Annotated in this window: 21 protein-coding genes; 12 read left to right on the forward strand and 9 right to left on the reverse strand. The window is 71.7% G+C overall.

All coding sequences use genetic code 11. The annotated features are described in order from the left end of the window. Positions 1-258: 258 nt before the first annotated feature. Entirely contained in the window at positions 259-1,170 is a 912-nt protein-coding gene (locus ABZV31_RS29430; RefSeq protein ID WP_355899745.1) for a LysR family transcriptional regulator, read from the reverse strand. A 79-nt stretch (positions 1,171-1,249) separates the two neighbouring features. Here ABZV31_RS29430 and ABZV31_RS29435 point away from each other — a divergent pair, with 79 nt between their 5' ends. Then, positions 1,250-2,080 (forward strand): oxidoreductase, encoded by an 831-nt coding sequence (locus tag ABZV31_RS29435; protein WP_355899747.1) that lies wholly within the window; start codon positions 1,250-1,252, stop codon positions 2,078-2,080. Between the two features lie 3 nt (positions 2,081-2,083). Here the strand turns inward: ABZV31_RS29435 and ABZV31_RS29440 are convergent, their stop codons facing one another. The 3 genes from ABZV31_RS29440 to ABZV31_RS29450 form a co-directional block, all read right to left on the reverse strand. Continuing rightward, the gene (locus tag ABZV31_RS29440) at positions 2,084-3,067 is read right to left on the reverse strand and encodes an SMP-30/gluconolactonase/LRE family protein (protein WP_355899749.1); all 984 of its coding nucleotides are present in this window, start codon (positions 3,065-3,067) and stop codon (positions 2,084-2,086) included. A gap of 45 nt (positions 3,068-3,112) precedes the next feature. Continuing rightward, a complete protein-coding gene (locus ABZV31_RS29445) occupies positions 3,113-4,219 on the reverse strand; it encodes a pyridoxal-phosphate dependent enzyme (protein WP_355899751.1) in 1,107 nt (368 codons plus the stop codon). Between the two features lie 87 nt (positions 4,220-4,306). Then, entirely contained in the window at positions 4,307-5,533 is a 1,227-nt protein-coding gene (locus tag ABZV31_RS29450) for a serpin family protein (RefSeq protein WP_355899824.1), read from the reverse strand. A 352-nt stretch (positions 5,534-5,885) separates the two neighbouring features. On the opposite strand from ABZV31_RS29450, the gene ABZV31_RS29455 reads away from it, so the two are divergent. The 5 genes from ABZV31_RS29455 (at position 5,886) to ABZV31_RS29475 (ending at position 11,121) form a co-directional block, all read left to right on the forward strand. Beyond that, on the forward strand, positions 5,886-6,638 hold the full coding sequence (locus ABZV31_RS29455) for a GntR family transcriptional regulator (protein WP_355899752.1): 753 nt from the start codon (positions 5,886-5,888) through the stop codon (positions 6,636-6,638). Between the two features lie 411 nt (positions 6,639-7,049). Then, positions 7,050-7,247: an SPOR domain-containing protein gene (locus tag ABZV31_RS29460; protein ID WP_355899754.1), complete on the forward strand. Its 198-nt coding sequence runs from the start codon at positions 7,050-7,052 to the stop codon at positions 7,245-7,247. A 42-nt stretch (positions 7,248-7,289) separates the two neighbouring features. Continuing rightward, positions 7,290-7,718 (forward strand): (deoxy)nucleoside triphosphate pyrophosphohydrolase, encoded by a 429-nt coding sequence (locus tag ABZV31_RS29465; RefSeq protein ID WP_355899756.1) that lies wholly within the window; start codon positions 7,290-7,292, stop codon positions 7,716-7,718. A gap of 112 nt (positions 7,719-7,830) precedes the next feature. Beyond that, on the forward strand, positions 7,831-8,259 hold the full coding sequence (locus ABZV31_RS29470) for an ATP-binding protein (RefSeq protein ID WP_355899758.1): 429 nt from the start codon (positions 7,831-7,833) through the stop codon (positions 8,257-8,259). 249 nt (positions 8,260-8,508) lie between these two features. After that, complete coding sequence (locus ABZV31_RS29475) at positions 8,509-11,121, forward strand: SpoIIE family protein phosphatase (protein WP_355899760.1); 2,613 nt, start codon at positions 8,509-8,511, stop codon at positions 11,119-11,121. Between the two features lie 17 nt (positions 11,122-11,138). Here the strand turns inward: ABZV31_RS29475 and ABZV31_RS29480 are convergent, their stop codons facing one another. Beyond that, positions 11,139-12,749, reverse strand: coding sequence for a hypothetical protein (locus ABZV31_RS29480; RefSeq protein WP_355899825.1), 1,611 nt, complete (start codon positions 12,747-12,749; stop codon positions 11,139-11,141). Positions 12,750-12,847: 98 nt separating this feature from the next. Here ABZV31_RS29480 and ABZV31_RS29485 point away from each other — a divergent pair, with 98 nt between their 5' ends. Genes ABZV31_RS29485 through ABZV31_RS29495 form a run of 3 tightly spaced genes read left to right on the forward strand, consistent with a single transcriptional unit; the run spans position 12,848 to position 15,209 of the window. After that, positions 12,848-14,068, forward strand: coding sequence for a glycosyl hydrolase family 18 protein (locus tag ABZV31_RS29485; RefSeq protein WP_355899762.1), 1,221 nt, complete (start codon positions 12,848-12,850; stop codon positions 14,066-14,068). Further along, positions 14,065-15,054, forward strand: a complete 990-nt coding sequence (locus tag ABZV31_RS29490) for an aminoglycoside phosphotransferase family protein (protein ID WP_355899763.1) — start codon at positions 14,065-14,067, stop codon at positions 15,052-15,054. The genes ABZV31_RS29485 and ABZV31_RS29490 overlap by 4 nt, the downstream gene beginning before the upstream one ends. 5 nt (positions 15,055-15,059) lie before the next feature. Next, on the forward strand, positions 15,060-15,209 hold the full coding sequence (locus ABZV31_RS29495) for a hypothetical protein (protein WP_355899765.1): 150 nt from the start codon (positions 15,060-15,062) through the stop codon (positions 15,207-15,209). 10 nt (positions 15,210-15,219) lie between these two features. Here the strand turns inward: ABZV31_RS29495 and ABZV31_RS29500 are convergent, their stop codons facing one another. Genes ABZV31_RS29500 through ABZV31_RS29515 form a run of 4 tightly spaced genes read right to left on the reverse strand, consistent with a single transcriptional unit; the run spans position 15,220 to position 19,084 of the window. After that, positions 15,220-15,990, reverse strand: a complete 771-nt coding sequence (locus ABZV31_RS29500; RefSeq protein ID WP_355899767.1) for a succinate dehydrogenase/fumarate reductase iron-sulfur subunit — start codon at positions 15,988-15,990, stop codon at positions 15,220-15,222. Continuing rightward, positions 15,987-17,918, reverse strand: a complete 1,932-nt coding sequence (locus ABZV31_RS29505; protein WP_355899769.1) for a fumarate reductase/succinate dehydrogenase flavoprotein subunit — start codon at positions 17,916-17,918, stop codon at positions 15,987-15,989. The genes ABZV31_RS29500 and ABZV31_RS29505 overlap by 4 nt, the downstream gene beginning before the upstream one ends. A 16-nt stretch (positions 17,919-17,934) precedes the next feature. Next, complete coding sequence (locus tag ABZV31_RS29510; protein WP_355899771.1) at positions 17,935-18,771, reverse strand: hypothetical protein; 837 nt, start codon at positions 18,769-18,771, stop codon at positions 17,935-17,937. 25 nt (positions 18,772-18,796) lie between these two features. Then, positions 18,797-19,084 carry a hypothetical protein gene (locus ABZV31_RS29515; RefSeq protein WP_355899773.1) on the reverse strand — a complete coding sequence of 96 codons (288 nt, stop codon included), beginning with the start codon at positions 19,082-19,084 and terminating at the stop codon, positions 18,797-18,799. A 333-nt stretch (positions 19,085-19,417) separates the two neighbouring features. On the opposite strand from ABZV31_RS29515, the gene ABZV31_RS29520 reads away from it, so the two are divergent. The 3 genes from ABZV31_RS29520 (at position 19,418) to ABZV31_RS29530 (ending at position 26,121) form a co-directional block, all read left to right on the forward strand. Further along, a complete protein-coding gene (locus ABZV31_RS29520; protein WP_355899774.1) occupies positions 19,418-21,679 on the forward strand; it encodes an ABC transporter substrate-binding protein in 2,262 nt (753 codons plus the stop codon). A 298-nt stretch (positions 21,680-21,977) separates the two neighbouring features. Beyond that, a complete protein-coding gene (gene typA / locus ABZV31_RS29525) occupies positions 21,978-23,885 on the forward strand; it encodes a translational GTPase TypA (RefSeq protein ID WP_355899776.1) in 1,908 nt (635 codons plus the stop codon). Between the two features lie 613 nt (positions 23,886-24,498). After that, on the forward strand, positions 24,499-26,121 hold the full coding sequence (locus ABZV31_RS29530) for an ABC transporter substrate-binding protein (protein WP_355899778.1): 1,623 nt from the start codon (positions 24,499-24,501) through the stop codon (positions 26,119-26,121). Positions 26,122-26,256: the final 135 nt, after the last annotated feature.

Genomic DNA, 26,256 nt, shown 5'->3' on the forward strand with positions numbered 1-26,256 from the left:
CGCCGCTCATGGACTTCCGCGCCGCTCGCGGTCCAGCGCCGGTCACGGTCTAGCGCCGGTCCGTCCCGCCGCTCATGGACTTCCGCGCCGCTCACGGACTTCCGCGCCGCTCGCGGTCCAGCGCCGCTCACGGTCCAGCGCCGGTCCGTCCCGCCGCTCATGGACTTCCGCGCCGCTCATGGACTTCCGCGCCGCTCACGCCCATGGCCCATGCGCTCACGCCCATGGCCCATGCGCTCACGCGCATGGGCCATGGGCTCACGTGTGGCCCGTCGCCCGTCGGCAGGCCTCCGCGTACGCCCGCACCAGCGGCCGGCCTCCGTCCTCCCGGCGCCAGGCCAGCGCATAGCGGCTGGGGCCGACGCCGCGCACCGGGCGGGTGGTCACCCCGCCCAGGGTGATCAGCGGGGCGTTGCCCGCCGCGACCAGGCAGACGCCCAGTCCCGCGACCAGTGCCTCGTACGTCTCCTCGGTGCTCGCCACCTCGGCGCCGACGCGCGGCGGAGTGCCGCCGCGGGCCTCCAGGGCGAGCCAGTAGTCGCGCAGCGGACCGGCGGCGGGCGGCAGCGCCAGGAACGGCTCGTCGGCCAGGTCCGCGAAGTCGACCTCCGCGCGGGCGGCGAGGGGATGGGTTTCGGGCAGGGCGACCAGTCGCGGCTCCTCGGCGACCACCGTCCATGCGTAGCGGTCGGCGTCGGGCAGTGGCAGCCAGACGAAGGCGACGTCCACGTCACCGTCCGCCAGGCCCGCGGTCGGGTCCTCCCAGCTCACCTGGTGCAGCCGTAGGGACGCCTGGGGCTGCGTGACCGTGAAGCGGGAGCGGATCGCGGGCAGCAGACCGCCGCGGCCCGGGCTGGTGCTCATGCCCACCACCAGCGTGCTGCGCTGCGCCGTCCGCGCCTCCTCCACGGCGGCCGCCCCCTCCGCCCAGACGGCCAGCACCCGCCGGGCGTGCGGCAGCAGCGCCGCGCCGGCCTCGGTGAGCACGACCCCCTGAGGCTCCCGCCGGAACAGCTCGACGCCCACCTGCCGCTCCAGCGCCCGGATCTGCTTGCTCAGCGCCGGCTGCGAGACGTACAGCTTCTCGGCCGCGCGCGTGAAGTGCAGCTCCTCGGCCACCGTGACGAAGTAGCGCAGGTCCCGCACATGAACGTCAGTCGTCATGACCATCGGTTATCACGACGGGTCTTGGACGTGCCACCGGTCCCGGCCGGAGCCTGGTGCCGTAGCGACGAACCCAGGAGGGGTCATGAACAAGGTGTGGTTGGTGACCGGCGCCGGCAGCGGTTTCGGGCGGGCGATCGCCGAGGCGGCCCTCGCGGCCGGCGACGTCGTCGTGGGCGCGGTCCGGCGGACCGAGGTGCTGGACGACCTCGTGGCCGCCCGGCCCGACCAGATGGAGGCGTTGCGCCTGGACGTCACCGACACGGCCGCCGCCGAGGCGGCGGTACGGGACGTGGTGGCCCGGCACGGGCAGATCGACGTCCTGGTCAACAACGCGGGCCGCACGCACGTCGGTGCCTTCGAGGAGACCACCGAGCAGGAGCTGCGCGACCTGTTCGAGCTGCACGTCTTCGGGCCCGTCGCGCTCACGCGCGCGGTGCTGCCGCACATGCGCGAGCGGCGTTCCGGCGCGATCGTGCAGATGAGCAGCATGGGCGGGCAGATGTCGTTCGCGGGCTTCTCGGCGTACAGCGGGACGAAGTTCGCCCTGGAGGGCTTGTCCGAGGCGCTGGCCGACGAGGTCGCCGAGTACGGCATCAAGGTGCTGATCGTCGAGCCGGGCGCGTTCCGGACCGCGCTGCTCGACACGAGCAGGGCCGGCGTCAGCGCGGACAGCGGCCTGTACGCCAAGGTCAGCCGGACGCGCGGGTACGTCTCCGGAGGCGACGGCACCCAGCCAGGCGACCCCGCGAAGGCGGCGGCGCTCATCCTCGCCGCCCTGGACGCGGAGGACACCCCGCTGCGGCTGCCCCTGGGCGACGACGCGGTCACCGCCGTACTCGACCACCTCGACCAGGTCCGCGGCGACATCGCCGCCTGGGAGAAGCGCACCCGCGCCACCGCCTTCGACGTCTGACGCTCAGATCCCGGCCACCCACGCCACCGTGAACGGCGTCTCGGGTGTCCCCGGACCCATCGGGCCGCCCTTGTCGAACTGCGAGCGTACGACCAGCAGACGGCCGTGGCGGCGGCCGAGCGTGGTCGGGATCTGCAGCGCGGCGTCGGTGACCTGCCGCTCCAGCCGGGCCGAGGCAGCGCCCGCGTCGAGGCGCCAGCGGCTGACGGTGTTGACGGTGTTGTGCGCGGCCCACACCGTGCCGTGCGCCAGTTCCAGACCGTCGCCGTGCTTCAGGTCGCCGCCGTGCAGGGCCACTTGACGCACGGTCCCGCTCGCGAGGTCGATCCGGTACAGGCCGCCGCCGGTCATGTCGACGACGAGCAGGTACCGCCCGGCAGGGTCGGCGACGATGCCGTTGAGGGTGTAGGCATCCGGTACCTGCGTGTCCCGTACCCCGCTCAGGTCGTAGCGCGCCCGCAGCGACGCGGTGCCGCCGCGGGCGCGGGCCAGGTCGGCGGGTGTGACGGCGTAGACGACGCCGCGGGTGCTGTCGGTGAGGTAGGCGGTGCCGTCGGGGGCGATCGCCAGGTCGTTGACGAAGCGGGGCGCGTCGCCCGGCACCCGGAAACGGGCGAGCAGCGCCCGGCCGCGCACGTCGTAGACGTCGACGCCGACGGTCGAGTCGATGACCCAGAGCCGACCGGCCCGGTCGGCCTTCAGCCCGTTGGCGGTCAGCCGGCCGTCGGCGCCCGCGGGGAGGAACACCTCGGCCGTACGGCGGCCCGGTGCGGCCCGGTAGACGGCACCAGTGGTGTACGAGCCGACGTAGGCGTCGCCGGTGCGCGGGTCGAGGGCGATGCCCTCGGGGTAGACGCGGTCGCCGGGGAGGGCGAACGCGGTGGTGATGCGGGGTGCCGTGGCCGCCTGCGCGGCGGGGACCGTGGCGGCGACGGCCAGGGCGGCGGCTGTGGTCAGGAAGGTACGGCGGTGGATCGAACGGGACACGACGGCGCCCCCCGAGGCGCTGCGGACTCCCCTGAGGCGTCGCGGCTACGGCCGCGCCAGCCCCGACTTCAGCCCCGCCCCGCACAACGGCACCACCGCCGACTTTCCCCCGAGCGCCCCCTCCCGCACCGCCGCCCAGCAGACCACGCCCGTCGACTCCACATAGAGCCCGCGGGACGCCAGGTCCAGCTGTGCGTGCCGGATCTGGTCCTCGGTGACGGTCAGGAAGGTGCCCCCCGAGTCCCGTACCGCGCGCAGGATCTGGCGGGCCCTGGGCGGACGGGGAATGGCGATGCCCTCGGCGTATGTCGGGGCCACGGGCACCGCCTCGGTCAGCGCCTCCGCGCCCTCCTCCCACGCTCGGGCCAGCGGGGCGACCGCCGCCGCCTGGACCGCCCACAGCGCCGGGCGCCGGTCCAGCAGGCCCGCCGCGTACAGTTCGGCGATCGCCAGCGCCGCGCCCAGCAGCAGCGTGCCGTTGCCCACGGGCATGACGAGGACCTCCGGCAGCCGCCCCCCGAGGTCCTCCCACAGCTCGTGGACGTACGTCTTGGTGCCGTGCAGGAAGTACGGGTTGTAGACGTGCGAGGCGTAGAAGGTGTCCGGATCGTCGGCTGCCTCCCGGGCGGCCGCGCCCGCCGCCTCACGGTCGCCGTCGACCACCTCCAGCCGGGCGCCGTGCGCCTCGATCTGCTCCAGCTTCTTCGCGGAGGTGCCCACGGGGAGGTACACCGTGCAGGGCAGCCGCGCCCGGGCGCAGTACGCGGCGATCGCCGTGCCCGCGTTGCCGCTGCTGTCCGCGACCACCCGGCGCGGCTCGGCGCGCAGCGCCAGCTCGGCCAGCAGCACCGCGCCCCGGTCCTTGAACGACAGCGTCGGCATCAGGAAGTCCAGCTTCGCCGAGACCACGTCCGTGAGGGGGACGAGCGGGGTGCGGCCCTCGCCGAGGGACACCGAGGGCGCCGACAGCGGCAGCGTCTCGACAAACCGCCACAGGGAGTTCACACGGCCGGAGAGGGACTTCAGGGGTGCCGGGGTAGGGGCGAAGTCGAGGTCGAGGGGGCCGTGGCAGGACGGACAGCACCAGGCGAGCGAGTCGCTGGGGATGCGGATGCCGTCGGTGGGGCAGTAACGGTCCGGCAGAGGTGTCATGTGCGCAGGTTAAAGGGGACGTTTGCTGACGTTGCGTCATCGCTGGGGTGCGGCGCGTTGATGACGTCCACGCACGGCACCTGACGGTCACTGAGGACCGGTCCTGGTCCTCGCGGTCGTCCCGCACGGCTCCGGGTCGGTGACCCAGCCGCCCACGAGGGCGAGACGGGTCTCCCGGTGAACGGCGAGGAAGCCGAAGGGCCGGTCGAACGTCGCCCGGACGACGGTGGTCGTATGGCGGTACTGGGGAACGCTCCCGGCAACGGGGACGACGGCCGTCACTGCCGCGGCACGGAAGCCGACGGCGCCGAACCGCGCGACGACGGACTGCCGGGCCGACCCGACGGCCAAGGGGAAGCCGCTGATGCCGGGGAAGTGCGCGCGCGTGGTGTCCTTGGCCGTGCTCAGCCCGAACAGCCGGTGCAGCGCGAGCAGGTCGTGGTGTGCCGTCACGTCGTACGCCACGGTCGTGACGTCGAGCAGCGGCGACTGCGGAGTGGTGCAGGGCTCCTGCTCGACGCGCAGGCCGGGCCCTGCGTCCCCGTAAGGGAGTTGAGCACCGGGCACAACCCGGTATCCGCGGTCCAGGATGCCGACGCCGGCGCCCAGCACCTGCCCCGGTGTCATCCGCTCCTCGCCGAGCAGCAGGTGGACGTCGATGCCGTTGTCGCCGGGCACCGCGAGCCGCGTGACGAACCCCGAGGGCGTGTCCGCCACGCCGATCCGGTCCAGCCGGACGCTCCTGCGGTGCAGTCCGGGCAGGGTACGCCCCTGCCACGGACCGGCGCCGGGGTGCAGCATCCGTTCGTCGAAGGGGCGCAGCCAGTCGGTGCGCAGGGTGAGCGCGCTCGCCAGGACCATCTGGGCGTCCGGCGTCAACGCGACCGGCATGCGCCGGATCAGCCCGCCCGTGCGCCGCGCCGCCCAGGCGTCCAGCGCCTGCCGGGTGACCTCGGGGTCGTCGTCGAGCACGCCGTGCGCCTCGGCCGGCAGTCCGGCACGCCACTCCTCCCGGAGCTCCAGGGTGCGCTTCGTCCACAGCCCGAGGGCCGAGTCCAGTCCGCGCACGGTGCCCATCGCGGTGAGCAACTCCCGTGCGGCGGCGGCCGCCTGGTCGGCCGGCATCCCCACGGCCTCCGCGAGCTCCGCCCGCGCCGCGCCCGTCGCGCCGTCGGCCAGGAACGCCAGCAGCGGCCATACGCCGGCCGCCGAGAAGACGGTGCCGCCGCCCTCCGCCGCCCCCGCCTCCGCCGCCCCCGCCCATCGCGCGGTCAGCCCGTTCACCGCCCGGACCAGCGCCCCCGCCACGTGCATTCCGCCCCCCACCAGTACTGCGCCTACTGCGCGCCAGTCGTACGTCGGTTCCACAGTCAGGAGCACGGTACTAGTGTCCGCGCCCTCACCCCCAGGTCCGTCACCGCATGCAAGGCTCTGGGCCTGGCCACGCCCCCCTTCGGGGGTCCGGCGGCAGCGGCAGCCGCGGCAGCCGCGGGGGAGACACGTCGGCACAGAGGTGTGACGGCGGCCATAGCGGGGAGAAAGTGCCTGGGTAAAGCCCTCGGGGGGCTCAAGTCATCACATCGAGTGATTCTCTGGCCTTTGCTTGCGTGGTACAACCCACGGTTGCCAGGCTGTTGCTGTCTGTACAACCTGATGGGAGCGGCCAGTGACTTTCGGTGAGCAGCCGGCGTACCTGCGCGTCGCGGGTGATCTCCGCAAGAAGATCGTCGACGGTCTGCTGCCACCGCACACCCGTCTGCCCTCCCAGGCCCGAATCCGCGAGGAGTACGGCGTCTCGGACACGGTCGCCCTCGAGGCGCGCAAGGTGCTGATGGCCGAGGGCCTGGTCGAGGGCCGCTCCGGCTCGGGGACCTACGTGCGCGAGCGGCCCGCGCCGCGCCCGATCGCCCGCTCCGGCTTCCGCCCGGTCGGCGGCGCCACGCCCTTCCGGCAGGAGCAGGCGGATGCCGAGGCGCGCGGCACCTGGGAGTCCAGCAGCGCGCAGACCGAGGCGAGCGGTGCCATCGCCGAGCGGCTCGGCATCCAGCCCGGCGACCGCGTGATGTGCACCAAGTACGTCTTCCGGGACGCCGGCGAGGCGATGATGCTCTCCACCTCCTGGGAGCCGCTCGCCGTCACCGGCCGGACGCCGGTCATGCTCCCTGAGGAGGGCCCGCTCGGCGGCATGGGCGTCGTCGAGCGCATGCGCGCCATCGACGTCATCGTCGACAACGTCACCGAGGAGGTCGGCGCCCGCCCCGGCCTCGCCGAGGAACTCCGTGCCCTGGGCGGCGTCCCCGGGCACGTCGTGCTGGTCGTCCAGCGCACCTTCTACGCCTCCGGCCGCCCCGTCGAGACGGCGGACGTCGTGATCCCGGCCGACCGCTACCGGGTGGCGTACCACCTGCCGGTGAAGTGACAGGGCGCGTAGCGCGGCGGATGGGGTAGTGCGCGCCCCCTGGGGCGGTCGCGGCGGTCGCTCCGGGCACCCGTCCCGGACACCGCCCCTCGCGGGCGCTGGATTCTGGCCGTTTTCGCAGGTGGCCTCCGCGCCCGCTGTCTGCCCCTGACCGGACGCACCACATGCCCACCGACGGCGCGTTCGTCTCCGTGCGCCCCCGGGGCCTGGGTCTGAGCCCATGCCCGCTGACCCGGCCGGGACCCGGACCCGGAGCCCCGTACTGGCCGGTTACTGACTGGTTGCGTACCTCTTTGTGAAAAGCCGTATTCGCTCCGTGAAGGTTAGGCGTAGGCTCGGGCATATGCGGATTGCGGTTTCCTTAGCGGGTGGGGCACGGCGGGGGCCGGGAGCGGGATGCGGAGGGGCGCGATGAACGACGGCACGATCACTCTTCCCTGGCTCGTCGTCCGGCAGGACGACAACGGCAATCGCTACGGCGTGGGCAGGTACGCCACCCGCGCCGAGGCGCAGAAGATCGCGGACAGCCTCGACAGTCGCGGCCACAAGCAGCTGTACTGGGTCGAGCGCATCGGGCAGAACGGCAACGGCGACGGTGCCGCCGACTGACCCCTTCGCCCGGCCTCGCCGCGCTCCCGTAGGCTCCGGCGCATGACCGAACGGATCGTGGTGGTGGGTGCGGCCCTGCTCGACGGCGGCCGCCTGCTCGCCGCGCGCCGCAGCGCGCCCCCGGAACTGGCCGGACGTTGGGAGCTGCCCGGCGGCAAGGTCGAGCCCGGCGAGCGGCCGGAGGCCGCCCTCGTGCGGGAGTTGCGCGAGGAACTCGGCGTCGAGGCCGAGGCCGTCGAGCGCGTCCCGGGCAGCTGGCCACTGAAGCCCCCGTACGAACTCCAGGTGTGGACCGCACGCCTGCGCCCCGGCTCAGCCGGCCCCGAACCCCTCCAGGACCACGACGAACTGCGCTGGCTCAGCCCCCCCGAGGTCTGGGACGTGCCCTGGCTGGATCAGGACGTGCCCGCGGTCCGCACGGCACTCGCCCGCATCGAGGGGGCCGACTCGCAGGGCGTCCAGGGCGCGTGAGACCCAGGGCCGAGCGCCCCGTACGCCGTTCGTGCCACAGTGCGCCGTCGTGAGCGGTACGGGCCCCCGGATATCGGGTATGTGCCCATTAATCCCACGAAAACGGACATGGGTGGGCTTGCTGGCCTGGGAAGTGATCGGCGTGATCGACACCGAAGGCGACTGCGCCGAGTGGACCTTTCCCGCGGACCCGGGCGCCGTGCGTACCGCTCGCGCCGCCGTCCGCGGCCAGCTGCGCACCTGGGACCTCGACAGCGTCGGCGACACCGCGGCCCTGCTGGTGAGCGAACTGGTCACCAACTCCCTGCGGCACGCCACGGGTCCGATCGGCGTCCGGCTGGTGCGCCCCGCCGGCCTGCCGGACGTGCTGCTGGTCGAGGTCTCCGACCCGCTCCCGGACCCGCCCCGCGAACGCTCCGTCCGCCCCGACGACGAGAGCGGCCGCGGCCTGCAACTCGTGGCCTCCTCCTCCCGTCGCTGGGGCAGCCGCCCGGGAGACGCCGGAAAGACCGTCTGGTTCGAACTGGCGGTACCGGGTTGAACGGGGCTGTACACGCTCGAAGGCCCTGTCGAGCGGCTGGTTCACGCCGTTGCGGTTGTCTGCGGGCGTGATTCGACGGGGTGTTGCCTGGTTAGAAGACTGTTGTGTTGTCGCAGGCCGGACCGAAAAGCATCGGGATGGTCCTGTGATCGTGAACACCGTGTTGCGCGGCGCCGTAGTGCTGGATACTGCGGGCAGCCGTCGCCGGTGACCGGTGCCGGACGCGGTGAGCTGGAGGGGACGGTTCGCGTGAGCGAGATACCAGCGAAGGCCATGGAGTCCGAGGACCCGTCGGACGGCGTGAGGGCTGAGGCCGCGGGTGGTTCCGCTGCCGACGGGGCGTCGCCCGCGGACGCGATGTGGCAGAGCAGTCCTCCCGGCTCCATGTACGACTACATCAAGGTCGCCTCCTTCTCCATCGGCCCCGACGGCCACGTCGACCAGTGGAGCCTGCGCGCCGAGCAGCTCTTCGGCATCCCCGCCGAGCGCGCCGTCGGCATGGACCCCATCGAGGCCTTCGTCGACCCCGACCTGCGCGAGCGGGGCCAGCGGAAGATGGCCGAAATCCTCGACGGGCGGGAGTGGACCGGCGTGGTCCCCTTCCGGACGCCGGACAAGGAGGACGGCGAGCGCGGCGAGCGGGGGCTCGCCGAGATCTATGTGATGCCGACGCGGACCGCGGAGGGCGACAAGGCCGCGGTCTGCATCGTCGTCGACGTCCGCACCCTGCGCAGCATCGAGACCGACCTCGCCGCCTCGCAGGCGATTTTCGGTCAATCTCCGTTCGGCTTCCTGCTCATCGACACCGACCTGCGGGTTCGCCGCGCCAACCAGCGGTTTGCCTCCGTCTTCGGCGGTACGCCGGACGACCACCGCGGCAAGGGCGTGCACGACTACCTGCTGCGGGGTGAGGCCGAACGGGTCGCCGCCACCCTGCGCCGGGTCCTCGAGAGCGGCGAGTCCATCACGGACATGCACGTCACGGGCTTCGTTCCGGGCTCGGACGAGCGCCGCCACTGGTCCGTCAACCTCTACCGCGTGCACAGCGGAAGCGGCCGCCCCATCGGCATCGCCTGGCTGGGAACCGACATCACCGCCCGCCGCGCCGCCGCCCGCGAGGCCGCCGCCGCACGGCGCAATCTCGCCCTTCTCAACGAGGCCGGCGCCCGCATAGGCAACTCCCTCGACCTGGAGACCACCGCCCGCGAACTCCTCGACGTCGTCGTCCCCGGCTTCTGCGACCTCGCCACGGTCGACCTCTACCAGGGCCTGCTGGTCGGCGACGAGACCCCGCCCGGCCTCGCCGACGGCAGCGCCGAGCTGCGCCGCGTCGCCTTCGCCAGTGCCGTCTCCGACGTGCCCTTCGCCGGTACCGGCGCGCCCGTCGCGGTCGGCGCCGTGCACCACTACCCGTTCAACTCGCCCTGCGCGGACGCCCTGCGCACCGCCCGCCCGCAGACCGTTCCCGGCGAGGACGGCGGACTCGTGCAGTCCACGCTGGCCGTCCCGATGGTCGCCCACGACATGGTCGTGGGACTCGCCCAGTTCGCCCGCACCAAGGGCAGTGAGCCGTTCGGCGAACGCGACCGCGACCTCGCCGTCGAGCTCGCCGCCCGCGCCGCCGTCTGCATCGACAACGCCCGCCTGTACCGGCGCGAGCACGAGAGAGCGCTGATACTGCAGCGTTCTCTGCTGCCGCCCGGCGACCCGGAGGCCTCCGGCCTGGACATCGCCTGCCGCTACCTGCCCGGCAACGCGGCCACCGGCCGGCCCAGCGAGGTCGGCGGCGACTGGTTCGACGTCATAGAACTGCCCGGACACCGTACCGCGTTGGTCGTCGGCGACGTCATGGGCCGCGGCTTGCGCGCCGCCGTGGCGATGGGCGAACTCCGCACGGCGGTACGGACTCTGGCCCTGCTCGACCTGGAACCGGCCGAGGTGCTCTCCCAGTTGGACGAGATCGCCCGCGGCCTCGGCGCGCCCGGCGGCGTCCAGCAGGCGACCCGGGCGGCCCGCCGCCCCCGCGAGGCCGACCTGTCGGAGGTGTACCTCGCAACCTGCATCTACGCCGTCTACGACTCGGTGACCAGGCGCTGCACCTTCGCCAACGCGGGCCATCTGCCGCCCGTCCTGGTCGAGCCCGGCGAGGCCGCCCTGATGCTGGACGTGCCGCCGGGCATGCCGCTGGGCGTCGGCGGGGAGCCGTTCGAGGAGGTGGAGGTCGAACTCCCGGAGGGCGCCCTCCTCGCGCTCTACACGGACGGCCTGGTCGAGTCCCGTGACCACCCGCTGGACGAGGGCCTCCAGGCCTTCGTGGGAGCGCTCACCGATCCGTGCCGCCCGCTGGAGGACGTCTGCGACCACGTCCTCAACACCCTCGACTCCCACCACGGCGAGGACGACATCGCGCTGCTGATGGCCCGCGTCCAGGGTCTGCCCGCCGAGTCCGTCGGCGACTGGACCCTGCCGCGCGAGCCGCGCAGCGTCGGCCGTGCCCGCGAGTACGCCCGCGCCCAGCTGCTCAGCTGGGACCTGGAGCCGCTGGTCGACACAACGGAACTCCTCGTCAGCGAGCTGGTCACCAACGCCCTGCGGTACGGCGAGGGCGAGATCAGACTCCGGCTGCTGCTCGACCGCACGCTGGTGTGCGAGGTGTGGGACTCCGGGCTCGTCCAGCCGCGCCGCCGCCGTGCCCGTGACACCGACGAGGGCGGCCGCGGACTCCAGCTCGTCGGGCTGCTGTCGGCCGCCTGGGGCTCCCGTCGGACCCCGCGCGGCAAGACGGTCTGGTTCGAACTCCCGCTGCCGGACGGGGAGAACGGGCTCACGGATCCGGCGGAGGCGCTCCTGAGCCTGTTCTGACGGCGGGCCTTCGGTGGCTACGACGGTGTGAGGCGCCGCCGGGCCCGGGTGAGCGGTCCGCCGAAGCTCGCGGGCGGGCCGCCGTCGGGCTCCTCACCGAGCAGGATGCCGCCGAGGACGGCTCCGGCGACCCCGATGGCGGGGTCGGCGGCACCGGTGTACGGGTTCCCGTGCACCCGTACGTCCTGCTCGGCGAGGTCGCGGGCCTGCCGGGCCAGGGTGTCGGCGGCCGTCGGGTCGGTCGCGAGGAGCCGTTCCGCCTCCGCCAGCCGGGTGCGGGCCGTGCTGCCCACCGCGCCCCGGTGCGTGGTGACGAAGTCGGCCGTGGCCGCGGTGGCGGAGCGCCCGACGAGCACCGCGGTGGCCGGCAGCACACCGGACCGCCCCCAACCGACCGGCGCGGTCGCCCGCATGATCCGACGCAGGGCGTCCAGCGGGTCGTAGGGCCCTGCGGTCAACTCTTCCCGCACGGCGGCCAGGACCAGGCCGGCATGGGCGATCCGGGCGCGCATCTCACCGACGGGCACGTCCGCGGAGCCGACCACGCGTGGCAGTCCACCGGATGCAGCCGCCTCACCCTCGACCTGCTCCCGCACCTCCGCAAGCGCGGCCTCGGCCTCGGTGAGCGCGGCCGGTACCAGGCTCGCGGCCCGGGTCAGCTCCGCCGCGAGCCGGTCGACGGCGCCCACGAACACGGCGGCCTGGGCGACGGCCCCCTCGGCGGCGCGCAGCCGGGAGGCGGCCGCGCGGCTGTTGCCCACGTCGGACGCCTGGTGGGCCTGGTTGAGGTGGGAGGTGGCGAACACCAACCGGTCCTTGGCCTGTTCGACGTGTCCCGTGACGGACGTGAGGGCCGACGGCCCGTACCGCTTGTCGAGCGCGGCGAGCGCCGACTCCGCCGACCCCGTGCGCCCCGTCAGCTCCCGGAACCGCGCCTCCGCGACCTCCAGCGCCTTGCCCACCCCCCGCTCCAGACCGCGCAGCCGGTCGAACCCGGCGGCCTCCGCGTCCAGTCGCCGCCCCGCCTCCTCACAGCGCCCGACGATCCCGGCGATCGCGTGCCGCCGGGCCGTCGCGTCCCCCGGGACGCCGTCGTCGTACCGCTGCCGCATCCGGAAGGCGACCGCCAGCTCCTCCACGGCCTCCCGCACGGCCCGCGCGAAGGGCGCGACGGCCGCCGCGCCGGACCGGGCCTCGGCGAAGCCGAGTTCTTCGCGGCTGGTGCGTACGCAGTCATCGGCCAGGACGAGCAACTCCCTTGCCCGCCCGTCGAGTTCGTCGGACGGCGGCGGCGCGGGCGGTGCGGCCGGCCCGCCGCCCGGAGTCGTACGTGTCCTCGCCCGCCGGGTGCGCCGTACGAACCCGTACCCGGCGAGCACGCCGGCCGCGCCGACCGCGACGAGCGGCAGGACGAGGTCGGTGGTCGACGTCTCGTCCTGCTGCGGTGCGGCCGTACTCGTGACCGGGCCGGCCCGGGCATGTGCAACCGTGGCGTCGCTGTTGATCGTCATCCCCGGCAGCACCAGCCACATGATCCCGGCCGCGCCGCCCAGCACGGTGTGCACCACCCGCACGGACCTGTGCGAGGTCGCGCACCGCGGCCGGGCCGCCCGCAACAGGGATGACATCACATTTGGGAGCGTATGACCGCCCGGGTGGGCGCGCGACCGGGGCGGTGTCGGTGGTGGAGCGGGCGGGACACGGCGATGCGCGAGGGGACACGGGGATGGAACACACCACGGAGACAGGACCGAACGCGGAGCCGCAACCGGAGGGGAAGACCGACGACGAGCGGGAGAAGACCGACGCCGACGAGCAGGGGAAGACCGACGCCGACGAGCAGGAGAAGGCCGACGCTGGGCAGGAGGAGAGGGTCGACGCCGGCCCGGAGGGGCAGGCCGGCTCCGGCAAGAAGGACGGAACCCCGCCGCGCGGCCGACGTTTCCGTTGGGTCCGGCGCGTTGCTCTCGGGCTCGTCCTGGTGCTGCTCCTGCCCCTCCTCGCCGCCGAGACCGCCCTCCTGGTGAACTACACGGGCGACCCGGCCGCGGGCACGTACACCAGGGGCCGGGACGCGATCTGGCTGGGGCACGCCTGGGTGGACGGGCGGAAGGGGGACGCCGATGTCGCCGCGCTGGCCCGGCGGTTGCGGGGAACCGGGATACGGGACCTGTACGTGCACGCGGGCCCGCTGGAGCACGACGGCACGCTGCCCAAGTCGGCCTACCAGAACGCGCGTTGGCTGATCGCGGCCGTGCACCGGGCGCTGCCCGGCGTCCGCGTGCAGGCCTGGCTCGGCGACAAGCTGGCCACCGAGAGCCCGGACGGGCTGCGGCTGGAGCGGGCGGCGACCCGGGCGGCCGTGGTCCGCTCCACCCGCGAGATCCTGTCGACCGGGTTCGACGGAGCCCACTTCGACCTGGAGCCGCTGCACTCGGGCGACCGCAACTACCTCGCCCTGCTCGACGCCCTGCGTGGCGTCACCCGCGCCCACCGCGTCCCCCTGTCCGTCGCCGCGCACCAGATCGACCCGCTCCCGGCGTTCCACTCCGTCTGGGGCACGCTCGCCGGGCATCCGAAGTGGTGGTCGCAGGCGTACTTCGGGCAGGTCGCCCGCCGCGTCGACCAGATCGCCGTCATGTCGTACGACACCATGCAGCCCCTGCAGAGCCTGTACGGCGGCTACGTCGCCCAGCAGACCTCGCTCGCCCTGGAGGTCACCCCGCCGACGACCGACCTGCTGATGGGCCTGCCCTTCTTCCACGAGAACCGCGTCGGCCACCGCGCCGCTGCCGAGACGGTCCCGGCGGCCGTCCGCGGCGTCCGCCTCGGCCTGTCCCGCACGGACGCCGATCGCACGCGCTTCGGCGTTGCCCTGTACGTGGACTTCGCCGCGACCGAGGATGACTGGACCGCTTACCGGAAAGGCTGGGTCCACTCGTCATGACGCCCACCCGAGCGTCGCTCACCCGCGCCGACCTCGCGCCCCTGGCCCGCGCCGCCGTCGGCCCGCAGCGCACCCTCGTCGCCGTCGCGCGCCTGCCCGGCGGCAGCAAGAAGGGCGTCTACCGGCTCGCCTTCGATGACGGCACGACGGCGATCGCATACGTCTGGTCCCCGCGGGAGGACTACTGGAGCCAGCCCGACGCCGACCCCCGCGACCCCTTCTCCCACGCCTCGGGCCTCGGCCTGTTCACGGCGGCCCACGACCGGCTGTCGGCCCTCGGCATCCGCACCCCACATCTCCTGCTCGCCGACCCGGATCGCACGTACCTCCCGGCGGAGGCGGCGGTCGTCGAGGACGTGGCGGGCGGCAGTCTGGAAGATGCGCTGCACCGGGACCCGGACACGGCCCGGGCGGCCTTGGAGCGGCTGGCCGAGACGCTCGGCGCGCTCGGCGCGCACCAGGGGCCGGGCTTCGGCAAGGTCGCGCTCGTCGACAACGGCGGCACCTCACACGGCGGTTCGTGCGAGCAGCTGGTCACCGACCGGGCCCTCGGCGACATCGACGAGGTCGCCGCCCGCGATCCGCGCGCCGCGCAGGCACGCGAGGTCCTGCGGGAAGCCGTCGGTTCCCTGGCCGCCGAGGTCCGCTCCCGCAGCCGTCACCCCCTCGTCCACGGCGAACTCGGCCCGGACCACGTCCTGCTGACCCCGGACGGCGACCCGGCCATCGTCGACATCGAGGGCCTGATGTACTTCGACGCGGAGTGGGAGCACGTGTTTCTGCGCTTGCGCTTCGGCCGCCACTACGACGCCCTCCGCGCCCCCGGCCTGGACGAGTCCCGCCTGCGCCTCTACACCCTGGCCATGCATCTCAGCCTGGTCGCGGGCCCCCTGCGCCTGCTCGACGGTGACTTCCCGGACGCGGGTGTGATGCGGGCCATCGCGGAATACAACCTGGTGCGGGCCCTTGACCTCATCGGACGGTGATCGTCATGCACTGGTTCTTGATGGGGGCGGCCGTGCCGGCCGTGACCCTGCTCGCGGCGGCCGGCATCGCGGCGATCAGGACGGGCTGGTTCGTGTTCATGGCGGGACTGGTGCTCCCGTTCCCGGCCCAGCGCCCAGGCCGCCGTACCCCCTGAACCGCCGCCGCTACGAAGAACGCCTCCTGATCTTCGACCCCAGCCACACCAGCGGGTCGTACTTGCGGTCCACCGCCCGCTCCTTCAAGGGGATCAGCGCGTTGTCCGTGATCTTGATGCCCTCGGGGCAGACCTCCGTGCAGCACTTGGTGATGTTGCAGTAGCCGAGGCCGTGCTCGTCCTGGGCCGCGCGTTTGCGGTCCAGGCCCGTCTCGGCGGCCGCGTCAAGGGGGTGCATGTCCAGTTCGGCGATGCGCATCAGGAAGCGCGGGCCCGCGAAGGCCGTCTTGTTCTCCTCGTGGTCGCGGACGACGTGGCAGGTGTCCTGGCACAGGAAGCACTCGATGCACTTGCGGAACTCCTGCGACCGGTCCACGTCCTCCTGGAACATGCGGTACTCGCCGGGGCCCAGGCCGGCGGGCGGGACGAAGGACGGGACCTCCCTCGCCTTCTGGTAGTTGAAGCCGACGTCCGTCACCAGATCGCGGATCACCGGGAACGCGCGCAGGGGCGCGACGGTGATCGTCTCGTCGCGGTCGAAGACCGACATGCGTGTCATGCACATCAGCCGGGGCTGCCCGTTGATCTCGGCGGAGCACGAACCGCACTTGCCCGCCTTGCAGTTCCAGCGCACCGCCAGGTCCGGCGTCTGGGTGGCCTGGAGGCGGTGGATGATGTCCAGCACCACCTCGCCGTCGTTGACCTCGACCTTGAAGTCCTCCAGGCCGCCGCCCTCGGCATCGCCCCGCCACACCTTGAAGCGGGCCTCGTAGCTGCTCACTCGTACAGCTCCTCTTCGGCGAGGTACTTGACCAGCTCCTCCTTCTCGAAGAGGGCGAGCAGGTCGGGGCGGATGGGTTCGGTGGTCTCCCGGGAGAGCGTGATCTGTCCGCGGACCGGGTCCGTCGCCGCCAGGCCGCCCGTGGGGTCGGTCAGCCGGCACAGCAGGTTGATCCGGCGCCAGGTGCGGTCCATCGCCGGGAAGTCCTCTCGGGTGTGGCCGCCGCGCGACTCCGTGCGCTCCAGCGCGGCCCGCGCCACGCACTCGCTGACCAGCAGCATGTTCCGCAGATCCAGGGCGAGGTGCCAGCCGGGGTTGAACTGGCGGTGGCCCTCGACCCCGGCCCGGCGCGCCCGTACCCGCAGCTTCGCGAGCTTCCTGAGCGCCTGCTCCATCTCCGCCTCGCGGCGGATGATGCCGACCAGGTCGTTCATGGTCAGCTGGAGTTCCTGGTGGAGGGTGTACGGGTTCTCCGGCGGCCCGTCGGCCGGCTCCTCGCCCTCCGCCGAGAACGGGCGCAGGGCCTCCGCCGCCGCCGTGTCGACCTGGGCGTCGTCCACCTCGGGGCGCCGGGCCGGCCCCGTCGCGTACTCGGCCGCGTGCCAGCCCGCCCGGCGCCCGAACACCAGCAGGTCGGACAGCGAGTTGCCGCCGAGTCGGTTGGAGCCGTGCATGCCGCCCGCGACCTCCCCGGCCGCGTACAGCCCCGGCACCCCGCGTGCGGCCGCCGTGTCGGAGTCGACCGCGATGCCGCCCATCACGTAGTGGCAGGTCGGTCCGACCTCCATCGCCTCCGCCGTGATGTCGACGTCGGCCAGCTCCTTGAACTGGTGGTACATCGACGGCAGCCGGCGCCGGATGACCTCGGCGGGCATCCGCGTCGACACGTCGAGGAAGACCCCGCCGTGCGGGGAACCGCGGCCCTCCTTGACCTCGGAGTTGATGGCCCGCGCCACCTCGTCACGCGGGAGCAGCTCCGGCGGGCGCCGGTTGTTGTCCGGGTCGTCGTACCAGCGGTCCGCCTCCTCCTCCGTCTCGGCGTACTTCTCCTTGAAGACGTCGGGGATGTAGTCGAACATGAACCGCTTGCCGTCGGAGTTGCGCAGCACCCCGCCGTCGCCGCGGACCGACTCGGTGACGAGGATGCCCTTCACCGACGGCGGCCAGACCATACCGGTCGGATGGAACTGCACGAACTCCATGTTCAGCAGCGGCGCCCCCGCGAGCAGGGCGAGCGCGTGCCCGTCGCCCGTGTACTCCCACGAGTTCGACGTCACCTTGAACGACTTGCCGATGCCGCCGGTCGCGATCACCACGGCGGGGGCCTTGAGGACGAAGAAGCGGCCGGACTCACGCTCATAGGCGAAGACGCCGGAGACCCGGTCCCCGTCCTTGAGGATCCGGGTGACCGTGCACTCCTGGAAGACCTTCAGCCGGGACTCGTAGTCCCCGGTCTCCCGGTGGTCCTCCTGCTGGAGCGCGACGATCTTCTGCTGCAGCGTCCGGATCAGCTCCAGGCCCGTACGGTCGCCGACGTGCGCCAGGCGCGGGTACTCGTGGCCGCCGAAGTTGCGCTGGGAGATCTTGCCGTCCTTGGTACGGTCGAACAGCGCGCCCCAGGTCTCCAGCTCCCACACCCGCTCCGGCGCCTCCTGGGCGTGCAGCTCGGCCATCCGCCACTGGTTGAGGAACTTGCCGCCGCGCATGGTGTCGCGGAAGTGGACCTGCCAGTTGTCGTGCTCGTTGACGTTGGCCATCGCCGCCGCAATGCCGCCCTCGGCCATCACCGTGTGCGCCTTGCCGAACAGCGACTTGCAGATCACCGCCGTTCGCGCCCCGCGCTCGCGTGCCTCGATCGCGGCCCGCAGTCCGGCGCCGCCCGCACCGACCACGACGACGTCCCACTCCTGCCGGTCGACCACGGACATCAGAAGGCCCCACTCATCAGAAGAAACGCGGATCGTCGAAGGCGCCGGAGGCGACCAGGTAGACGTAGAAGTCGGCGAGCGCCACGCTCACCAGCGACGCCCAGGCCAGCAGCGTGTGGCGGGCGTTCAGCCTCCCGACGAACTGCCACATCCGGTAGCGCACGGGGTGCTTAGAGAAGTGCTTGAGCTTGCCGCCGACGATGTGTCGGCAGGAGTGGCAGGAGATCGTGTATGCCCAGATCAGCACGATGTTGACCAGGAAGACGACCGTGCCGAGGCCCATGTGGCCCCAGCGGTAGTGCTCGTCGCGGAAGGACAGCACGGTGTCGTAGGTCAGCACGCCCGCGACGAGGATCGCCGTGTAGAAGAAGTACCGGTGGACGTTCTGCAGGATCAGCGGGAAGCGGGTCTCACCCGTGTACTTCTTGTGCGGCTCGGCGACCGCGCAGGCCGGCGGGGACGCCCAGAAGCCCCGGTAATAGGCCTTGCGGTAGTAGTAGCAGGTCAGACGGAAGCCGAGCGGGAAGATCAGGATGATGATCGCGGGGGAGATGGCCCACCAGCTGCCGAAGAGGTCGGCGTTCGGGCCCGCGTGCATCGTCCTGCAGTTCTCCGCCAGGCACGGGGAGTAGAACGGCGAGACGTACGGCGCCGCGTAGTAGTCCGCGTTCGCGAAGGCCCGCCACGTCGAGTACACGACGAAGGCCAGCAGGCCGGCGGCGGTCACCGCCGGCGCCAGCCACCAGCGGTCGGTCCGCAGGTGCGGGGCGTCGATCGCGGCGCGCGCCGGAGACCGTACGCCGCCGCGGAGCGGATGGGGTTCTGTGTCGGGGGGTTCCGTACCTGTGGCCAACTCGGGACTCCGGTCGGGGGTCGGGTCAGGGGGCGTGGCGGTCGCGGGCGCCGAGACCCTCGTCGTCCGAATCCGTCCACAGGGTGTTGTCGTAGGGGGTGTCGGGGATGGTGACGAGCGAGGCGCGCTTGGCCGTGGCGGGGCCTTCGGAGGCCTCGCGCAGCAGGGCGACGCTCTCGCGCAGGTGATCGGCGTCGGTGCGCACGCGGCGCATCTCCAGACCGCTGCCGAGTTGCTGCTCCAGCTTGCCCACCGACCGGGACAGGTCGTCGAGGGCGCGCTGTACTGACGTCAGGTCGTCGTGCACGGACATGACGTGACCTCACTTCCACGGGCTGTCGGGCCCCAGGCGGCAACGTTCATGCACCTGCGAGTGTTGCGCGTCACACCCGTCGGTGGGAAGGGATGTGCTGCGATTGGCGGATCGCACACCCCTACGCGCGCGCCCGCATGCGCTCTGTGTGCGCCAGGGGCGTGCGTTCCGCCGCACGGGTGGGCTTGCGGGCCCTCGTCGCCGTGTCGCCCCCGGCAGGCGAACCCTTTCCTCTTGAGTGGGTCATAGATCTGATCAACTCCAAAATACCGCCAAATGTGATCAGACCCCACCCGTGTCACCGGCGGGAGCGGCTCCTCGGAGGTAGCACAGATGTCCCACGACGGTGTCGGACCGCGCGCGGTCATGCGCTCGGCCGCCTTCCTGACGGCGGGCGCCCTTGCGGTACCCCTCCTCGCCGGCTGCAGCTCCGACGACGCGGGGAGCAAGCCGCTGGCCGGGCAGGACATCGCGCCCGCCGCCCGTACCCTCGTCGCCGACGGCGGCACGCTGCGCTGGGCCGTGGACGCCGTGCCGGAGACGCTGAACACCTTCCAGGCGGACGCCGACGCGGGCACCACGCGGGTCGCCCAGGCCGTCCTGCCGGCGATGTTCCGGCTCGACGCCGCCGGGCAGCCGCAGCGCGACCCCGACTACCTGGACTCAGCCAGGGTCGTCGAGACCGAGCCCAAGCAGGTCGTCGTCTACCGGCTCAACCAGCAGGCCGTCTGGAGCGACGGCCGCGAGATCGGCGCCGCCGACTTCGCCGCCCAGTGGCGCGCCCTGTCCGGCAAGGACTCCGCGTACTGGACCGCCCGCAACGCCGGCTACGACCGCATCGAGAAGATCGAGCGCGGCGCCAACGACCTGGAGGTCAAGGTCACCTTCAGCCGGCCCTACGCCGACTGGAAGTCGCTGTTCTCCCCCCTGTACCCGAAGGACGTCATGGGCACCCCGGACGCCTTCAACGACGGGGCGCGCAAGAAGCTGAAGGTCACCGCCGGCCCGTTCGCGGTGAAGAAGGTCGACACCAAGGACAAGGACGTCGTCCTCACCCGCAACCCGCGCTGGTGGGGCCACCCGGCCAAGCTGTCCGAGATCGTGCTGCACGCCGTGCCGCGCAACCAGCGGACCGCCGCGCTCGCCGACGGCAAGGTGGACGTGGCCGACATCGACCCCGCCGACGCCGACCGCGTCACGCTGGCCGGCCGCGCCCAGGGCACGAGCACCCCCCTCCAGGGGGCGGGCGGGCGTACGGCCGCCAAGGCGCTGCGCTCCTGGGCGGTCGTGTACGGCTCCGACGAGAAGGCCGCCCACCACGAGCGCCGCGCCCGCAAGAACCAGGTCAAGGCGCTCACCAAGCTGCTGCGCCAGCAGGACGCGCTGCGGGACTTCGTGGTGCGCAAGTCCCTGGAGCCCGCCTACACCCAGCTCGCCCTCAACGGCGCCGGCGGCCCCCTCGCCGACGAGCGCGTGCGCCACGCGGTGGCGCGGGCCCTGAACCGCGGGGAACTCGCCGGGATCGTCCTGAAACCGCTGGGCCTGCCCGCGGTCCCGGTCGGCAGCCACCTCGCCCTGTCCGGCCAGCCCGCGTACGCCGACAACAGCGACGCGCTCGGCGGCCAGGACACCGCCCAGGCCCGGGCGTTGCTCGCGGACGCCGGATGGGTTCCCGGCCCGGTCAAGGAGCAGAAGAAAGGAGGCAAGGCGGCCGGCGCCGAGGGTCACTCGGCCAAGGACGAGTCCGAGGGCGGCGACGACGACGGCACGTACATCGTCGGCGAGGACGACAAGGCGGACAGCGAGGCCGACGGGCAGCAGGACACGAGGGACCACAAGGACCCCGAGGAGGAGTACCACGAGAAGCCGGGCCGGGAGGAGAGCGAGGAGGGCCACGCGGGGGAGGGCGGCGCGAAGCAGCTCGCTCAGGACGGCAAGCAGTACGCGAAGGAGCACCCGAAGCAGGGCGAGGCGCCCGGCGCCTACGCCCCCAAGGGCACCGCCGCGCCGGCGGGCGCCCCGGCCGGGCCGCTGGCCAAGGACGGCAAGCCGCTCACGCTGCGCTTCGTACTGCCGTCCGGCCCCGGATCCGAGAGCCTGCGCAAGGTCGGCGACCGCATCTCGGCCATGCTGGAGAAGGTCGGCATCGCCACGGAGATCACCAAGGTCCCGGACGACAGCTATTTCAAGGACCACATCGCCTCCGGCCAGTACGACCTCGCGCTGTACTCCTGGCCCTCGTCCGCCTTCCCGGCCACCGACGCCCGCCCCATCTATGCCAAGCCCGCCCCGGCCGCCGACGGCTCCCTGAACGTCCAGCAGAACTACACCCGCGTCGGCACCGACCAGGTCGACCAGCTCTTCGACCAGGCCATCGCCACGCTGGACGAGGACGAGGAGCGCGACCTGGTCCGCAAGGCCGACTCCCGCATCTGGGCGGCGGCCGGCTCCATCCCCCTCTACCAGCGCCCCGAGCTCGTCGCCGCGCGCAAGAACCTGGCGAACGTGGGCGCCTTCGGCTTCCAGGCACCGGTCTACGCGGACATGGGCTTCCTGAAGAAGGGAGCGAAGCCGTCGGCCGGCCCGTCGTCGTAGGCGCAACCCGCGGGCAGTCGTGCCTCCGCCAGTGCCTTGACGGCCTGGGGGGACCCGCAGGGCGGCGCGCGTGGGCGCAGGGGGCACCCCGCGGCGCCGGGCTGCGCGGCCCACGCGCCGGCAGGGCAGCACCGGGCGCCCCTGAGCAGGGCCTGACCTGCACCGACGTAACCCGGCAAACCCCAGGGGCAGCGGGCCCGTACCATGGGCTGAGGCCGTGGCGTGTCAAGCCCGGCAGGGCGCGCGTATCGCAGACCTACGCGCAGCCGTCCTCACCACTCCGGGAGTACGCCGCAATATGGCCACGCGCCACGACATCCGCAACGTCGCCATCGTCGCCCACGTCGACCACGGCAAGACGACCATCGTCGACGCCATGCTCAAGCAGGCCGGCGCCTTCGGCGCGCACCAGCTGGAGCAGGTCGACGACCGCGTCATGGACTCCAACGACCTGGAGCGTGAGAAGGGCATCACGATCCTCGCCAAGAACACGGCGGTGAACTACCACCCCAAGGACGGCGGGGAGCCCATCACCATCAACATCATCGACACCCCCGGCCACGCCGACTTCGGCGGCGAGGTCGAGCGCGGTCTGTCGATGGTCGACGGCGTCGTCCTGCTCGTCGACGCCTCCGAGGGCCCGCTGCCGCAGACCCGCTTCGTGCTGCGCAAGGCGCTCCAGGCCCGGCTGCCCGTCATTCTGTGCATCAACAAGACGGACCGGCCCGACGCCCGTATCGACGAGGTCGTGAACGAGACGTACGACCTCTTCCTCGACCTGGACGCCGACGAGGACCAGATCGAGTTCCCGATCGTCTACGCCTGCGGCCGCGACGGCATCGCCTCGCTGACCAAGCCGGAGGACGGCACCGTCCCGGCCGACTCCACCAGCCTGGAGCCGTTCTTCTCCACGATCCTGGAGCACATCCCGGCGCCGACCTACGACGAGGACGCCCCGCTCCAGGCCCACGTCACCAACCTCGACGCCGACAACTTCCTCGGCCGTATCGCGCTGCTGCGCGTCGAGCAGGGTGAGCTGCGCAAGGGCCAGACCGTCGCGTGGATCAAGCGCGACGGAACCGTCAGCAACGTCCGCATCAGCGAGCTGATGATGACCGAGGCGCTCACCCGCAAGCCCGCCGAGAAGGCCGGCCCGGGTGACATCTGCGCCGTCGCCGGTATCCCCGACATCATGATCGGCGAGACCCTCGCCGACCCCGAGAACCCGATCGCCCTCCCGCTGATCACGGTAGACGAGCCCGCGATCTCCATGGTCATCGGCACCAACACCTCCCCGCTGGTCGGCCGCGGCGCCACCGGCAAGGGCGCCGACAACAAGGCGGCCGTCAAGGACCGCAAGGTCACCGCCCGCCAGGTCAAGGACCGCCTCGACCGCGAGCTGATCGGCAACGTCTCGCTCCGCGTCCTCGACACCGACCGTCCCGACGCCTGGGAGGTCCAGGGCCGTGGTGAGCTCGCGCTCGCCATCCTCGTCGAGACCATGCGCCGCGAGGGCTACGAGCTGACCGTCGGCAAGCCGCAGGTCGTCACCAAGGAGATCGACGGCAAGACCTACGAGCCGGTCGAGCGCATGACGATCGACGTGCCCGAGGAGCACATGGGCGCCGTCACGCAGCTCATGGGCGTGCGCAAGGCCCGTATGGACAACATGTCCAACCACGGCTCCGGCTGGGTCCGCATGGAGTTCGTCGTGCCCTCCCGCGGCCTCATCGGCTTCCGCACCGAGTTCCTGACCAGCACCCGCGGCACGGGCATCGCCCACTCCATCCACGAGGGCTTCGAGCCCTGGTTCGGCCCGCTGCAGACCCGTAGCAACGGCTCCCTGGTCGCCGACCGCTCCGGCACCGTCACCGCCTTCGCGATGACGAACCTCCAGGAGCGCGGTGTGCTGTTCGTGGAGCCGGGCACCGAGGTGTACGAGGGCATGATCGTCGGCGAGAACTCGCGCTCCGACGACATGGACGTCAACATCACCAAGGAGAAGAAGCTCACCAACATGCGGTCGTCGACGGCGGACGTGACCGAGTCGATCGTGCCGCCGCGCAAGCTCTCCCTGGAGCAGTCGCTGGAGTTCTGCCGCGACGACGAGTGCGTCGAGGTGACCCCGGAGGCGGTCCGCATCCGCAAGGTCGTCCTCGACCAGCGCGAGCGCGCCCGCGCCGCCAGCCGCGCCAAGCACGGCTGAGGCACGGCCGCCTTATGGCCGAGAAGACGGCCGCATTCCGGCCGACAGAACAGGGCCCGCCCGGCACGAAGCCGGGCGGGCCCTGTTCTGTCGGGGGATCGTACGGGTCGGGGGATCGTAAAGCCCGTGCAGGGTTTTCCCTATAACCGCGCGTCAGGTCCCTCACTCGTACCCGTCGGGCTGCCCGCCGTTGTTACAGTGACCGGCGGCTTACCGGGCCCTCGCGCCGGTCTGTTCCGCGCCATGGCGTCGACACAGCTTGTTCCGCCGCTGCGCGCAACTGATTTTCCATCCCTTCTGTCCGCTATCCGGACACCATTGCCCGATAGTTGTGTAACAAGTCCGTTTCGCAGGGATCTTTCACCAAACCCTTTGTCCGGATTTTGGAAGAAGTACGCGGCAGGTGTGATCGAACCGAGACCTTGAAGGTGTGGTTCGCTCCTGGCGCATGGCAGATAGTTAGGCGCGTAGAGCTCGGATAAACGGGTCACGCGCTGCTGGCGGCGCCGACTCACGAGCGCGGGGAGCACCTGACCATTTCAGGCACCGGTAACGGTGATGTGTCATGTGCTCCCCCTTGCGGTGAACCAATGGACTCATGAGGAGGAGCCCCATGCGTGGTGCCAAGAGCGCCAAGTGGGTTGCGATAGCCGCGGTTGTGGCGCTGGGTGCGACGGCCTGTGGCGGCGGCGGGGACAGCGGCAGCTCGGGCAGCGGCAAGGGCAACGGCGTCGTGTCGGTGGAGATCGGTGAGCCGCAGAACAGCCTGGTTCCCACCAACACGTACGAGACCGAGGGCGGCCAGGTCATCAACGCCCTCTTCACGGGTCTGACCAAGCTTGACGCCAACAACAAGGTCGTCAACGCCATGGCGCAGTCGATCGAGACCAAGGACAACAAGGTCTGGACGATCAAGCTGAAGCCGGGCTACACCTTCCACAACGGCGAGAAGGTCACCGCCCAGTCCTTCATCGACGCCTGGAACTACGGCGCCAACCAGGCCAACGCCCAGCAGACCAACCCCCTGTTCAGCCACATCCAGGGCTGGAGCGACCTGAACCCGGGCGAGGGCAAGAAGCCCAAGACCGACAAGATGTCCGGCCTGAAGGCCGTCGACGACAACACCCTCCAGGTCACCCTGACCAGTCCGTTCTCCGCCTTCCCGACGCAGCTGTCCTTCACGGCGTTCGTCCCGCTGCCCAAGGCGTTCTTCAAGGACCCGAAGGGCTTCGGCGAGGCCCCGATCGGCAACGGCCCCTTCAAGATGAAGGGCACGTTCAAGCACAACGAGTCGATCAGCGTCACGAAGTACGACAAGTACCCCGACGCCTCGAAGATCGAGGTCAAGGGTGTCGACTTCAAGATCTACTCGAACCTGGACACCGCCTACAAGGACCTCGTCGCCGGCAACCTCGACAGCCTGCTGACGATCCCGAACTCGGGCCTGCCGACCTACAAGAAGGACCTTCCGGGTCGCACGATCGACGAGCCGGACTCGGCCGTCGGTTACATCGGCTTCCCGATCAAGTACAACAAGGCCTTCCAGAACGCGGACCTGCGCAAGGCCATCTCCATGTCGATCGACCGGAAGACGATCGCCGACAAGATCTTCCTCGGTGCCCGTACGCCCGCCGACGACTACATCAGCCCCATCATCGACGGCTACCGCAAGGGGGCCTGTGGCGAGGCCTGCACCCTGAACCCGGCCAAGGCCAAGGAGCTCTACAAGAAGAGCGGCGGGCTGCCCGGCAACAAGCTGGAGATCGGCTACAACGCGGACGGCGGCCACAAGGAGTGGGTCGAGGCAGTCGCCAACCAGATTCAGCAGAACCTGGGCATCAAGGTGACGGCCAAGCCGTTCGAGCAGTTCCAGACGATCCTGAACGACCTGGACGCCAAGAAGTACCACGGCGCGTTCCGTATGGGCTGGAGCATGGACTACCCGGACATGGAGGACTACCTCCGTCCGGTCTTCTCGAAGGACGCCATCACCTCCGGCTCGAACTACGCCGGTTACGTGAACAAGGACTTCGAGAAGCTCCTCGTCGAGGGCGACAAGGCCCCGTCGCACGAGGCGGCCATCAAGAAGTACCAGGAGGCCGACGACGTCGTCCTCAAGGACTTGCCGTACATCCCGGTGTACTTCTACACGCTGAACGCCGGCTTCAGCGACAAGATCAAGTCGATGAAGGTCGCCGGTCACCAGATCCTGTGGGACACGGTCAAGCTCAGCTGAGCCAGGACTGAGCAGTTCCGACACAGCGGATACAGGGTGAGCAGGGGGAGGACGCACGCCTTCCCCTGCTCACCCCTTCTGCCGTCTCCCGTCCGACAGTGCCGCTGCCCCGGCCGCGGGCGGGTCGAGCACCCC

It is taken from the genome of Streptomyces sp. NPDC005202 (assembly GCF_040608235.1).
Lineage (GTDB): Bacteria > Actinomycetota > Actinomycetes > Streptomycetales > Streptomycetaceae > Streptomyces.

Excerpts from the sequence above, each read along its gene's own strand:
- ABZV31_RS29430 (WP_355899745.1), bottom strand. The coding sequence starts at position 1,170 with ATGGTCATGACGACTGACGTTCATGTGCGGGACCTGCGCTACTTCGTC.
- ABZV31_RS29435 (WP_355899747.1), top strand. The coding sequence starts at position 1,250 with ATGAACAAGGTGTGGTTGGTGACCGGCGCCGGCAGCGGTTTCGGGCGG.
- ABZV31_RS29445 (WP_355899751.1), bottom strand. The coding sequence starts at position 4,219 with ATGACACCTCTGCCGGACCGTTACTGCCCCACCGACGGCATCCGCATC.
- ABZV31_RS29450 (WP_355899824.1), bottom strand. The coding sequence starts at position 5,533 with ATGCACGTGGCGGGGGCGCTGGTCCGGGCGGTGAACGGGCTGACCGCG.
- ABZV31_RS29460 (WP_355899754.1), top strand. The coding sequence starts at position 7,050 with ATGAACGACGGCACGATCACTCTTCCCTGGCTCGTCGTCCGGCAGGAC.
- ABZV31_RS29465 (WP_355899756.1), top strand. The coding sequence starts at position 7,290 with ATGACCGAACGGATCGTGGTGGTGGGTGCGGCCCTGCTCGACGGCGGC.
- ABZV31_RS29480 (WP_355899825.1), bottom strand. The coding sequence starts at position 12,749 with ATGTCATCCCTGTTGCGGGCGGCCCGGCCGCGGTGCGCGACCTCGCAC.
- ABZV31_RS29485 (WP_355899762.1), top strand. The coding sequence starts at position 12,848 with ATGGAACACACCACGGAGACAGGACCGAACGCGGAGCCGCAACCGGAG.
- ABZV31_RS29490 (WP_355899763.1), top strand. The coding sequence starts at position 14,065 with ATGACGCCCACCCGAGCGTCGCTCACCCGCGCCGACCTCGCGCCCCTG.
- ABZV31_RS29495 (WP_355899765.1), top strand. The coding sequence starts at position 15,060 with ATGCACTGGTTCTTGATGGGGGCGGCCGTGCCGGCCGTGACCCTGCTC.
- ABZV31_RS29505 (WP_355899769.1), bottom strand. The coding sequence starts at position 17,918 with ATGTCCGTGGTCGACCGGCAGGAGTGGGACGTCGTCGTGGTCGGTGCG.
- ABZV31_RS29515 (WP_355899773.1), bottom strand. The coding sequence starts at position 19,084 with ATGTCCGTGCACGACGACCTGACGTCAGTACAGCGCGCCCTCGACGAC.
- ABZV31_RS29520 (WP_355899774.1), top strand. The coding sequence starts at position 19,418 with ATGTCCCACGACGGTGTCGGACCGCGCGCGGTCATGCGCTCGGCCGCC.
- typA (WP_355899776.1), top strand. The coding sequence starts at position 21,978 with ATGGCCACGCGCCACGACATCCGCAACGTCGCCATCGTCGCCCACGTC.
- ABZV31_RS29530 (WP_355899778.1), top strand. The coding sequence starts at position 24,499 with ATGCGTGGTGCCAAGAGCGCCAAGTGGGTTGCGATAGCCGCGGTTGTG.